Source organism: Kitasatospora sp. NPDC085879, assembly GCF_040686255.1.
In the GTDB taxonomy this organism is placed as follows: Bacteria; Actinomycetota; Actinomycetes; order Streptomycetales; family Streptomycetaceae; genus Kitasatospora.
The window spans coordinates 15472-27778 of the sequence record NZ_JBFBJZ010000014.1 but is presented as its reverse complement, the minus strand read 5'-3'; the positions used below and the strand labels follow the sequence as shown (position 1 = coordinate 27778).

The window sequence follows — 12307 nt, the reverse complement described above, 5'->3', positions numbered from 1 at the left end:
TCCAGCAATCATAGACGAGTGTCCAGGAACTCCCACCACACCGCGGTGTCGGACGGCACTCCGCCGTCCGTGAGCGGGCCGCTGGCGAGCACCGGACGCGCCGCCCCGGGCAGCGGCACCGGCTGCTCGCCGAGGTTCACCAGGCAGCCGAAGCCGTCCGCCCGCCGGAAGGCCAGCACCTCGGGGGCGGACGGCAGCCAGTCGAAGCCGCCGCCGATCCGCGCCCGGCGGATCCCCAGGGCGGCCCGGTAGAGCTCCAGCATCGAGTCCGGGTCCCCGGTCTGCGCCGCCACGGTGAGCGGGCCCCAGCCGGCCGGCTGCGGCAGCCAGGGCTCGGCGCCGTCGGACGCGAAGCCGTACGGCGGGAGGGTGCCGGACCACGGGATCGGGACGCGGCAGCCGTCGCGGCCCGGGTCGGTGCCGCCGGAGCGGACGTGCATCGGGTCCTGCAGGCTGGCGAGCGGCAGGTCCTCCACCTCGGGCAGGCCGAGTTCCTCGCCCTGGTAGAGGTAGAGCGAGCCGGGCAGGGCCAGTGAGAGCAGGGCCGCGGCACGGGCCCGGCGCAGGCCGAGATCCAGGTCGGTCGGGGTGCCGAAGCGCTTGGCGGCGAACCGGAAGCGGGTGTCCTCGCGGCCGTACCGGGTGACCGTGCGGGTCACGTCGTGGTTGGCGAGCACCCACGTGGCGGGGGCCCCGACCGGGGCGTGCGCGGCGAGCGTGCCGTCGATCGAGGCGCGCAGCTCGGCGGCCTCCCACGGGCGGGCCAGGAAGTCGAAGTTGAAGGCGGTGTGCAGCTCGTCCGGGTGCAGGTAGCGGGCGAACCGCTCGGTGTCCGGCACCCAGATCTCACCGATCAGCACGCGCGGCTCCTCGTAGGAGTCCGCGATCGCCCGCCAGGCGCGGTAGATCTCGTGCAGGTCGTCGCGGTCGACGTACGGGTGGGTGTCGACGCCGAGTTCGAAGTCGGGCAGGCCGGGCTCCTTGGTCAGCAGGCCGGCCGAGTCGATCCGCACGCCGGCCGCGCCGCGGTCGAACCAGAAGCGCAGGATCTCCTCGTGCTCCCGCCGCACCAGCGGGTGCGCCCAGTTGAGGTCGGGCTGCTCGGTGGCGAACAGGTGGAGGTACCACTGCCCGTCCTCGATCCGCGTCCACGGGCAGCCGCCGAACTCCGACGTCCAGTCGTTGGGCGGCAGTTCGCCGTGCTCGCCGCGGCCCTCGGTGAAGTGGAAGAGCTCCCGCTCGGGGCTGCCGATGCCGGCCGCGAGCGCCGCACGGAACCACGGGTGCCGGTCGGACACGTGGTTGGGCACGATGTCGACGATGGTGCGGATGCCGAGGTCGCGGGCCTCCGCGATGAGCTTCTCGGCCTCCTCCAGGGAGCCGAACACCGGGTCGATGGCCCGGTAGTCGGCGACGTCGTAGCCGCCGTCCTTCAGCGGGGAGGGGTACCAGGGGTTGAACCAGACGGCGTCGAAGCCGAGTTCGGCGAGGTACGGGAGCCGGGCGCGGATGCCCGCCAGGTCACCGGTGCCGTCGCCGTTGCCGTCGGCGAAGCTGCGCGGGTAGACCTGGTAGATCGCCGCGTCGCGCCACCAGTCCCGGCGGTCGGGCTGCTGTACCACGGTGGTTGGTCCTTTCGAGAAATGACGGGCCGTCAGCCCTTGAGCCCGCCCGAGGTCAGGCCGGCCATGATGTTTCGCTGGAAGATCAGGAAGAACACGATCGTCGGCACCGAGGCGATGGCCAGGGCGGCGATCACCACGTTCTGCGGCACGCCGATGGAGAGCGAGTTGATGCCGATGTTGAGTGGCTGGTTCTTCGGGTCCGGCTGCACCAGCAGCGGCCACAGGAAGTCCTTCCAGACGTTCACCACGGCGAAGATGGAGACCACGCCGAGGATCGGCCGGGACATCGGCAGCACGATCGACCAGAGCGCCCGCAGCGGGGTCGCCCCGTCGATGGCGGCGGCGGCCAGCAGTTCCTCCGGCACCGAGTCGAAGAAGCGCTTCAGCAGGAAGATGTTGAAGGCGTTGGCGACGGTGGGCAGCCAGATCGCCCACGGCGTGTTGACCAGGTTGAGGTGCAGCAGCGGCAGATCCAGCACCGTGAGGTACTGCGGGACGATCAGCACGGTGGACGGGATCATCAGCGTCGCCAGCATCATGCCCAGGATCACGTTGCCGAGGATCGGCCGCAGCTTCGAGAGCGCGTAGGCCGCGGCCACGTCGAAGACCAGCTGGAAGGCGAGCGCACCGAAGGCGTAGTACAGCGTGTTGAACAGCAGCCGGCCCATGTTGAGCTTGGACCACGCCTCGGTGTACGTGTCGGTGTGGATCTGCTGCGGGAAGAACGTCGGCGGGTTCTGGATGACCTCCTGGGTGGACTTCAGACCGCCGGTCACCAGCCAGTACAGCGGGCCGAGGAAGACCAGGGTGAAGCCGGCCACCACCAGGACGAGGACGGTCCGGTAGACCGCCTTGCCGAGCGGGCGGTTCAGCTGCGTCTCGGAGATCAGGGTACGGGTCGAGGTGTCTGCCATGGCGGGGCTCCCGTCCTAGTCGTTGGTGCGGCTCAGGCGCACGTAGAGCGCGGAGAAGCCGGCGAGTACGAGCAGCATGACCAGGCCGAGCGCAGAGGCGCTGCCGTAGTTGTTGAAGCTGAAGGCGTACTGGTAGATGAGGTTGACGACGGTCAGCGTCGAGTTCTGCGGGCCGTTGCCGCCGGTCAGCAGGTAGGGCTCGACGAACACCTGCATGGTGGCGACGACCTGCAGCAGCAGGAGCAGCGAGAGGATCAGCCGGGTCTGCGGGATGGTGACGTGCCAGATCCGGCGCAGCAGGCCGGCGCCGTCGAGTTCGGCCGCCTCGTACAGCTCGCCCGGGATGCCCTGCAGGGCGGCCAGGTAGATCAGGGTGGCGCCGCCCATGTTCATCCAGGTCGCCGCGATGACCACGGAGAGCATGGACGTGGTGGGCGAGTTGAGCCAGGCCGAGGTCGGCAGGTGGAGCGACTTGAGGATCGCGTTGAACAGGCCGTAGCCCGGGTCGTAGAAGTACTTGAAGAGCAGCACCGAGGCGACCGGCGGGAGCATCACCGGCAGGTAGACCAGGACGCGGAGGTAGGCCCTGGCGTGCCGCAGCTCGTTGAGCAGCACCGCGACCACGAAGGGCACCGCGAAGCCGAGCACCAGCGCGAGCACGGTGAACAGCAGGGTGTTGCGCCAGGCGTGCCAGAAGTCCGGGTCCGCGAAGATGCGGTCCAGGTTCTCCGTGCCGACCCAGGTCGTCCTGCCGCGCTTGGTCTTCTGGAAGCTCATGATCACTTCGCGGACCATCGGGTACCACGAGAAGTACGCGAAGCAGAGCAGGGCACCGAGCAGGAAGCCATGGCCGGTGAGGTGCCTGCGGAGGCGCTGACGGAGGGCGGCGCGGCCCTGCGGGGGGTTGGCCTGCGCCGGTGGCTCGGACTTCCGGCGGGCGGAGACACTGATCGCTGCCATGGGGGTTACTCCTGGTCGGTCGGAGGGTGTGGCTCGGGCGTGCGTAGGGGCCGGCCCGCCCGGCCGGCCCCCACCGGCCGTCACTGGAGGTTGGCCAGCACCTGATTGACCTGGCTCTCGGCGTCCGAGAGCAGCTTGTCGACGTTGGCGTTCTTGTCGGTCAGGACGGCGGAGACGGCGCCGTCGAGGACCTTGTAGATCTGCTGGGCGTTGGCGGGCTCGGTCTTGCCGGGCACCGCGGTGGCCAGGTACGGCGCGTAGTTCTGCACCGGGACGGTGGCACTGGCGGCCTTGGCCTTGTTGTCGGCGTCCAGGGTGGCGCCGCCGAACAGGAAGGGCTGCGGCAGGCCGACCGGCAGGCCGTCGGCCTTGGTGCGGGCGTAGTCGAACTGGCCCTTGCCCATGGACAGCCACTTGAAGTTGACCCAGGCGATGCCGGCCTTGATCTGGTCCGGGGTGGAGCCCTTCTTGAACATGTAGTCGGCACCGCCGAGCAGGGCACCCTTGCCGCCGGGCATCGGGCCCATGCCGTAGTCCTCGTAGGTGCCCTTGAGGGTCTGCACCATGTAGGTGATGTCGTCCGGCGCGCCGACGTACATGCCCAGCTTGTCGGTCGACATCTGGGTCATCAGGTCGGGCCACTTGAGGCTCTGGGTGGCGCCCATGGTGTTGTCGGTCCACCGCATGTCGTACAGGTTCTGCAGGACCTGCTTGCCCTCGGGCGTGTTGAAGGCGGCCTTCTTGCCGTCCTCGGTGGTCATCGAGCCGCCGAGGCCGTAGAGCTCGGCGGTGAAGTGCCAGCCGCCCTGGTTGGTGGCGCTGTAGTCGCCGTAGCCGTTGACGCCGTTGCCGAGCGCCGCGATCTTCTTGGCGGCCTCCCGGACCTCGGCCCAGGTCGTCGGCGGCTTCTCGGGGTCGAGGCCGGCCTGCTTGAAGAGCTTGCGGTTGTACAGCAGGCCCATCTTGTAGTTGGTGGTGGGCAGGCCGTAGAGCTTGCCCTCCGAGGTCAGGGTCTTCATGACCGACGGGTCGATGTCCCCCAGCGCGGGCACCGTCTGCGCGTTGACGTACTGCGAGATGTCCTCGGCCTGGTCGGCGTCGAGCACCTGGTCCAGGTCGGTGAAGTACGTGTAGAAGACGTCCGGCTGGGTCTTGCCCTTGAGCTGCGCGGTGAAGGAGGCCGGCTCCTCGCAGGGGGAGGCGTCCTTCGCGCTGATGGTGACGTTCGGGTAGAGCTTGGTGAACGCCGCGACGTCCTCGGCCCACTGCTTGCGCTCGGCCGGCTTGGTGGTCGGCGGCTGGCAGTCGATGCTGATGGTGACCTTGGTGTTCGGGTCGAGGGTGGCGCCGGCCGCGGGCTTACCGGAGTCCCCGGAGTTGCCGGTGTCGGAGCCGGAGGAGCACGCGGCCGCGGTGAGGGCGAGGCCCGCGGCGGCGGCGAGCGCGACGGTTCTGCGGAGGAGCCGGTCTCTGGTCATGCGGATGGACCCTTTCAAGCACGTGCGGGCTGCGCCTGGGCGCGGGGGTGCCCGTGGATTTCCGGTGGGGGGGCCGGCCCCGGAAGACGTCCGGGAGCCGGGGAAGCGTGCAAGGCCGAGGCTCGGTCGCTGCGTCTGGCAGCAGCGCCGGCTGGTGTCGACTACTTAACCAGCCGCGACAGATGCCCACAAGATGTCGACGAGTTTTCGCAAAAATGCGACTCAATGCTTGCAGGTTCGCGCGTCGACACTGACACCCGCCCCCCGCCCTGGCCTGCGCACCACCCTCCGCAAGGCCGCCGCGTGGGCCGCGGAGGCCCGTACCGCCCCTGGTGACGCCGGGTTGCGCAGCGGGGCGCCGACGCGTGCCGCAGGGCCCGCAAGCGGCCCCCGGGAACGCCGAGGCGGGGCGGGCCGAAGGGCGCCCGCCCCGCTTTGTTTGCGCAGTCGCTACGGGTTGACGGTGATCTTGAACGTGGACGTGGTGTTCTGGATGTCCTTGGCGTTGCCGCTCATGGTGAGGTTGTTGAAGACCGCCTCACCCACCGCCGGGCCCTGGCCCGCCTCCGGCATCTCGTTGGCCCAGATGCCGTAGCCGGACTTGGCGTCGAAGGCGTCGCCGCTCCTCTTGGCGCCGGTGATCGAGATGTTGGTGAAGACGGTGTCCTTCACCGGGTTCTCCGGCTGGCTTCCGGTGTACTTGGTCTGGAACATGATGCCGCTGTAGGCCGGGTCGACGATGTCGACGTCGCTCACGCGGATGCCCTGGAAGATCTTGGAGGCCGAGAAGACCCAGATCGCCGGGAAGACCTGCTGGCCCCAGAAGTGGCCGCCGGACCGGACGATCGTCATGTTCTGCAGGTTCGTCGTGGGCGAGGCGCCGAAGCCGTTCATCGGGTAGCCGAAGTCCAGCGACGAGATGGTGACACCGGAGTAGCAGAGGGTGTCCGCGATGTAGACGTTGCGGAAGGTGTTGGCGTAGCCGCCGTACACCGCGATGCCCGCCGCGCGCCAGGTCAGGATGGTGGTGAGGTTCTCGAAGACGTTGTTCTTCTCGTCGGCGCCGCCGGCGTCGATCGCGGAGAACAGCGCGAAGGAGTCGTCACCGGTGGCCCGCGCCTCGTTGTTCGAGATGAGGTTGTCGGTGGAGCCGTTGGTCATGTTGATGCCGTCGGCGAAGGTGTTGCGGATGCGCGAGTTGGTGATCCGCATGTTGTCGGTGTTGGCACCCCAGTACATGCAGACCATGTGCTCGGTCCAGATGTTGTCGATCGTGATGTTCGCGACGTTGGAGAAGTCGAACACCTTGCCGGGGCCGTCGATCCGCGAGGTGTAGTTGCCGAAGTAGGCGAAGCCCGAGAAGGTCGAGCCGTTCGCGGTGGCCTCGGCACGGAAGCCGACGTCGGTGTTGCTCTGGCTCGACGGCGCGTAGAACCGGGTGAACCAGGGGCCGGCGCCGACGACCTTGACCGCCTTGCCGTAGACCTGGAACTTGTTCGCGGTCTCGTAGTTGCCCGCGGGCAGGTAGACGCCGACGTAGCTGCCGGTGGTGTCCATCCGGACCTTGTCCAGGGCGTTCTGCACGTCCTGGTGGGTGAAGCCGGTCGGGACGACGTACTTCGCCGGGTCCGGGTTGGCGATCTGGGTGGCCTGCTCCAGGCTCACGAAGTCGATCGCGTACTGGCTGGTGTTGGCCGAGTCCTTCTGCAGCTTGATCTTGTGACCGGCCGGCACGGTCGTGCCGAGCAGCAGGTTGGCCTCGTCGTAGATGTGGCGCTGGCCGCCGGAGCCGGGCGAGTTGCCGGGCGCCGTCTCGCTGCCGTACAGCCAGGCGTACTTGGAGGTCAGGTCGATCGCCTTGAGGAAGGTGCCGTCGACGTAGACGTTCAGGGTGGCGTTGGTGCCGTCGCCGCTCGCGCTGTCCGGGATGGAGAACCGGGTGACCAGCGTGTTGGTGGCCGCCTTGGTGGTGAACTCCACCGAGGAGCCGGTCGAGTTGAGCGTCACGGCCTTGCGGCCGGAGGCCTCGCCGGCCAGGTCGCCGATGGTGCGGTTCGGGCCGACCACGGTCGCCCCGCCGGCGAGCACGCCGTCCTCGGCCTCGTAGGTGTCGAACGGCATGTTGGCACCGCGGCCGATGTACAGGCCCTGGCTGCCGGTGTTGTTGGCCTGCTTGACCGGCAGCTCGTTGGCGTCGGTGGCGATGACCGTCCGCACCGTGTACTTGCCGTTGACGGCCGTCCAACTGCCCAGCGAGACCGGGGAGGTGGTGGCGCCGGGGGCGATCGCGCCGCTGTAGGAGCCGGTCAGCGTCTTGACCGTGTTGCCCTGGGTGTCGAGCACGGTCAGGGTGACGCCGTGCGCGCCGGAGGCGGCGGCCGAGGTGCCCTGGTTCTTGATCGCCACCGAGAAGTCAATCGTGTTGCCGGCGGCCGGGTTGGACGGCGACCAGGAGACCGGGGAGGCGATCAGGTCGGAGCTGGCGACCTGGTTGACGACCAGGTTGTTCGCGGCCGTCCAGGTGTTGTTGGTCTCGTCCTGCTCGATGACGGCGTTGGCCTCGTCGACCTTGGCGGAGAGCTGGTAGCTGCCCGCGTTCTGCGCCGGGACGCTCACGTTGACGGTGCTGGAGGCACCCGCGGCGAGCGCGCCGACCTGGGCGGTGCCGACCTTGGTGGAGCCCAGGTACAGGTTGACCGAGGTGGCCGCGGCGGCCGCGCTGCCCTGGTTCTTCACCGTGGTGGCGAGGGTCAGGGCGTCGGTCTCCACCGGGTTGGCCGGGGCGACGGTGGTGCCGGTGACGGTCAGGTCCGGGTTGGGGGCCGGCACACCGACCACCTGGAACTCGGCGACCTGGCCCGCGCTGGCGCCGGTGTTGCCGGTGATCTTCAGCTGGACGTCGGCGACCCGTGCGGTGACCGGGATGGTCACCGTGTTGCCGGAGGCCGGGTCGAAGCCGTACGGCTTGGCGGCGACCAGGGTGGTGAAGGTGGAGCTGCTCTGCTCGCGGCCCAGCACCTCGACGGTCTGGGTGCGGGCGCCCCAGGCGGCGGCCGGGTTGAGCTTCAGCACCACCTGCTGGGTGTCGGCGTTCGAACCCAGCGCCACGGTGAGGGTGTTGGGGTAGCTGCCGCCCGCGCCCTCCCAGTAGCTGGTCACGTCGTTGTCGTTGGCGTTGGTCGCCACGAAGGTGTAGACGGAGGAGTTGGCCGTGATCGGCTTGCCCGCGGCCAGGTTGGTGCCGTTGCCGCCGGGCTGGCCGGTGCGGATCACCGTGTTGCTGGAGTCGGACTGGTTGCCCGCCGCGTCCTTGGCCTTCACGTAGTACGAGACGGTCGCGGTGTCCGGCTGGGTGTCGGTGTAGGTCAGCACCGAGCCGCCGACGCCGGCCCGGAGCGATCCGTTGGCGTAGACGTCGTAGCCGGTGACGCCGACGTTGTCGCCGGCCGCCGTCCAGGTCAGCTTGATCTGGCCGGAGGCTGGCTGGGTGTAGGCCAGGCCGCCGGGCGCGCTGGGCGCCTGGGTGTCGCCGCTCTGGCCGGTGCGGGTGACGGTGTTGCTGGCCGCCGACTGGTTGCCGGCCGCGTCCTTCGCCTTGACGTAGTAGGAGACGGTCGCGCTGTCCGCCCGGCTGTCGGTGTAGGTCAGCACGTTGCCGGCGACGCTGGTCAGCAGCTCGCCGTTGACGTAGACGTCGTAGCCGGTGACGCCGACGTTGTCGGTGGCCGCGTTCCAGGTCAGCTTGATCTGGCCGGAGGCGGGCTGGGTGTACGCCAGGCCGCCGGGCGCACCGGGCGCCTGGGTGTCGCCGGTGCTCGGGCCGTACACCTCGAACTCGGAGAGCTGGGCGGCCGGCCAGGCGCTGTTGGCGGTGAACGAGAGCCGCACGTACCGGGCGGTGGTCGTGCCGAGGTTGATCGTCGCGCTGTTCCCGGTGGCCGGGTTGAAGGTGTACGCGGCGGAGGCGACCAGGTCGGTGAAGTTGGTGCCGTCGGTGGAGCCCTGCACCTTCAGGGTCTCGCTGCGGCTCTCCCAGCCGGACGGCAGGCGCAGCACCACCTTGTTGACCGGCACGGCCGAGCCGAGGTCGGCCTGGTACCACTGCGGGAAGGCGCTGTTGGCGCTCTCCCAGTAGGTGCCGGTGTTGCCGTCGGCCGCGTTGTTCGCCGAGTACGGCGCGTTGGAACTGCTGGCGCTGACCGAGCGGACGAGGTTGCCGGAGGCGCTGGTGGAGCCGTACACCTCCAGCTCGGAGATCTGGGCGGCCGGCCAGCCGGTGTTGGCGGTGACGCTGACCCGGACGAAACGGGTCGTGGTGGAGGCGAAGTTGAGCCGGACGGTGTTGCCGCTGCCCGGGTCGAAGGACTGGGCGGCGGAGCCGAGGACGGTGGAGAAGTTCGCCCCGTCGGTGGAACCCAGCACGGTCAGGGTCTCGTCCCGGGAGCCCCAGCTCGCGGGCACCTTCAGCACCACCTGGTCGATGGCGGTGGGGCTGCCGAGGTCGACCTGGACCCACTGCGGCAGCGCGTTGTTGGTCGACTCCCAGTAGCTGTCCTGGCTGCCGTCGTTGACGTTGCCGACCACCTGGACACCGGTGGAGCTGCTCGCGGTCACGGTCTTGCCGGCCGCGAGGTTCGGACCGCCGGCGGCATGGGCCGGTACGACCGGCCCGATGACCATCAGCAGCAGTCCGGTCGCGACCGTCGCGGCGATCGGCCGCGGCAGTGTGCGCTTGGATCTCATGGCGTCCCTCTGTCTCGGATCTCATGGCGGTGCGCGGCGTGGGAGCCCCGGCTCCGCCGCGCGAGCACCCCTCGGGGCGCGCCGGGGCACGCCCCGGATCGGGCCGACGGCGTGTGCGGCGGCCCGAGGTCTGTCGTGGTTCCGTTCTCCCGCGCGGCTGCGCGGGGCGGGCGCTACTGGGCGAGGACCTGCAGCGCGGAGAGCTGCCCGGCCGGCCAGCCGGTGTTGCCGGTGAACTGCAGCCGGACGTACCGGGTCTGCGCGGCGGCGGGCAGGGTGAGCGCGGCGGTGTTGCCGGTGGCCGGGTCGAAGCGGTACCCGGCGGCGCCGGCCAGGGTGGTGAAGGCGGTGCCGTCGGTGGAGCCGAGGACCTCGGCCTGGTCGCCCTGCTGCACGTCGGCGAGGAACCGGTCGGAGTCGGCGGCGGTGCCGATCCGGCCGACCATCCACGGCGAGAGCATGTGGAAGGCGTGGTAGACGTCGAGGTAGCCGGGCCGGGAGTCGTTGGCGCCGGTGCGCCAGTAGGTCGGCACCCCGCCCATCAGGTAGCAGCCGCGGGCCCGGAACCAGCTGATGACGTCCAGGCAGGCGGCCGGGCTCCAGGGGTGGTTGGCGTCGTCGAAGCCGAAGCCCCAGATGCCGACGACCGGCATGCCGTTCTGCCGGGCGTACGCCGGTGAGGCGGTGTGCCGGGACATCCGGTTCGTCCAGTCGGCCTTGATCTCCTCCTGCATCGAGGTCCAGCCGCTGACGTCGTACATCACGTAGAACTTCCGGCCGTTGGGGTTGAACCGCTGGAGGGCGGCGGTGTCGCAGCCGTACTCGCGCATCCAGCGGAAGTGCGTGTCGACGGTCTGCTGGTCGTAGGAGGAGAACAGCGCGGCGGGGGTGCCGTCGCCGAGCGGGCTGTAGGCGGTGCGGTAGCCGGCGGTGTACTCGCGCATGTCCGGCCAGGCGCGGAGCGCGTTGTCGGCGGGGGACGGCGCGTGCGACCAGTCCTGCGACCAGTGCCACCAGCCGTTGATCGGGGCGCCGTCCCCGGGACAGGCGAACCAGCCCTGGTAGCCGACGGTGATCTTGCCGACGACGTCCCCCGGCGGACTGCCGGCCGCGCGGGCGGACGGGGTCGGCAGCAGGCCGGCCGTGGAGGCGGCCGCGGCCGTCAGGAGGAGCGAGCGGCGCGAGATTCCCATGGGGTCCTGCCTTCGTGGGGGGAAGTTGCAGAAGGACTGCAGAACACTGCAGGAGGAATCGCGAATATGACGTTGATCTGTTTGAGTTTTGCGCGATGGCAGCCAAGAGTTACAGAGGTGCTACAGGCATGTCAACGGATCGCACCGCACGCGGGCGCACGGAAAAGGGCGGGCACCGAAGTGCCCGCCCTGGTTCCGGCGGTTCGTCAGGGGGTGACGCGCGGGACTCCGTCCCGGATCGTCAGCTCCGTTCCCGCATCGGGGCGGTGGACCCGCGGACCACCAGCTCCGGCTCGAAGAGCAGCTCGTCGTGGGTCACCTTGACCCCGGCGATCTCGCCCACCAGCAGCTCCACCGCCGCCCGGCCCATCGCCTCGATGGGCTGGCGCACCGTGGTCAGCGGCGGGTCGGTGCACATCATGAACGAGGAGTCGTCGTACCCGATCACCGACACGTCGCCGGGCACCGAGAGGCCGGCCCGGCGCACCGCGCGGACCGCGCCGAGGGCCAGCGGGTCGCTCGCACAGACGACACCGGTGACGCCCTGGCGAAGCAGCCGGGTGGTCGCCGCCTGCCCGCCCTCCAGGGAGAACAGGGCCTGCTCCACGTGCAGGTCCGGCAGCTCCAGACCGGCCTTGGCCAGCGCCGCACGGGCCGCCGCCAGCTTGCGCTGCGAGGGCACGTGGTCGGCCGGGCCGAGCACCAGGCCGATCTTGCGGTGGCCCAACTGCTGCAGGTGGCCGACGGCCTGCTCGACGGCGACCGCGTCGTCGCAGGAGACCCGGGGAAAGTCCAGGTCCTCGATCGCCGCATTCAGCAGAACCGTCGGCAGGCTGCGCTCGGCGAGCCGGTCGTAGTGCTCGTGCGGGGCGTCGCCCTGGGCGTACAGACCGCCGAAGAACACGATGCCGGAGACGTGCTGCTCCAGCAGCAGGTCCACGTAGTCCGCCTCGGAGACGCCCCCGGCGGTCTGGGTGCAGAGCACCGGCGTGAAGCCCTGGCCGGCCAGCGCACCGCTGACCACCTCGGCGAACGCGGGGAAGATCGGGTTCTGCAGCTCCGGCAGGACGAGGCCGACCAGGCGGGCCCGCTCGCCGCGCAGCTGGGTGGGCCGCTCGTACCCGAGCACGTCGAGCGCGGTCAGCACCGCGGCCCGGGTCGCCTCGGAGACGCCGGGCTTCTCGTTCAGCACCCGGCTGACGGTGGCCTCGCTCACCCCGACCTTCTTGGCCACTTCGGCAAGTCGTCGTGTCATGGCTGCGAGTGTACGGCAGAAAGCGCAAACCACTTGCGTGAATTTGCAGAGCTTGCCATCGTCGCTTTTCGCATGCGGATGACTACCATGCGTGACGCAGCGTCACCCGACGCCCGTCCCGCGCCCGAACCGGAGTCCC

The 12307-nt window shown here is 69.9% G+C and carries 7 protein-coding genes; all 7 read right to left on the bottom strand.

Features of this window, described 5'->3' with window-relative positions:
• Window positions 1-8 precede the first annotated feature (8 nt).
• Window positions 9-1622: a glycoside hydrolase family 13 protein gene (locus tag AB0P35_RS13420; RefSeq protein WP_363510132.1), complete on the bottom strand. Its 1614-nt coding sequence runs from the start codon at window positions 1620-1622 to the stop codon at window positions 9-11.
• Window positions 1623-1654: 32 nt separating this feature from the next.
• Window positions 1655-2539: a carbohydrate ABC transporter permease gene (locus AB0P35_RS13415; protein ID WP_363510130.1), complete on the bottom strand. Its 885-nt coding sequence runs from the start codon at window positions 2537-2539 to the stop codon at window positions 1655-1657.
• Window positions 2540-2554: 15 nt separating this feature from the next.
• On the bottom strand, window positions 2555-3499 hold the full coding sequence (locus AB0P35_RS13410; protein ID WP_363510128.1) for a sugar ABC transporter permease: 945 nt from the start codon (window positions 3497-3499) through the stop codon (window positions 2555-2557).
• 80 nt (window positions 3500-3579) lie between these two features.
• The gene (locus AB0P35_RS13405) at window positions 3580-4977 is read right to left on the bottom strand and encodes an extracellular solute-binding protein (RefSeq protein ID WP_363510126.1); all 1398 of its coding nucleotides are present in this window, start codon (window positions 4975-4977) and stop codon (window positions 3580-3582) included.
• Window positions 4978-5427: 450 nt separating this feature from the next.
• Window positions 5428-9720 carry a discoidin domain-containing protein gene (locus tag AB0P35_RS13400; RefSeq protein ID WP_363510124.1) on the bottom strand — a complete coding sequence of 1431 codons (4293 nt, stop codon included), beginning with the start codon at window positions 9718-9720 and terminating at the stop codon, window positions 5428-5430.
• Between the two features lie 173 nt (window positions 9721-9893).
• Window positions 9894-10913, bottom strand: coding sequence for a hypothetical protein (locus AB0P35_RS13395; protein WP_363510122.1), 1020 nt, complete (start codon window positions 10911-10913; stop codon window positions 9894-9896).
• A 241-nt stretch (window positions 10914-11154) separates the two neighbouring features.
• Complete coding sequence (locus AB0P35_RS13390) at window positions 11155-12168, bottom strand: LacI family DNA-binding transcriptional regulator (RefSeq protein WP_363510120.1); 1014 nt, start codon at window positions 12166-12168, stop codon at window positions 11155-11157.
• Window positions 12169-12307: the final 139 nt, after the last annotated feature.

Excerpts from the sequence above, each read along its gene's own strand:
- AB0P35_RS13410 (WP_363510128.1), bottom strand. The coding sequence starts at position 3,499 with ATGGCAGCGATCAGTGTCTCCGCCCGCCGGAAGTCCGAGCCACCGGCG.
- AB0P35_RS13390 (WP_363510120.1), bottom strand. The coding sequence starts at position 12,168 with ATGACACGACGACTTGCCGAAGTGGCCAAGAAGGTCGGGGTGAGCGAG.
- AB0P35_RS13415 (WP_363510130.1), bottom strand. The coding sequence starts at position 2,539 with ATGGCAGACACCTCGACCCGTACCCTGATCTCCGAGACGCAGCTGAAC.
- AB0P35_RS13405 (WP_363510126.1), bottom strand. The coding sequence starts at position 4,977 with ATGACCAGAGACCGGCTCCTCCGCAGAACCGTCGCGCTCGCCGCCGCC.
- AB0P35_RS13400 (WP_363510124.1), bottom strand. The coding sequence starts at position 9,720 with ATGAGATCCAAGCGCACACTGCCGCGGCCGATCGCCGCGACGGTCGCG.
- AB0P35_RS13395 (WP_363510122.1), bottom strand. The coding sequence starts at position 10,913 with ATGGGAATCTCGCGCCGCTCGCTCCTCCTGACGGCCGCGGCCGCCTCC.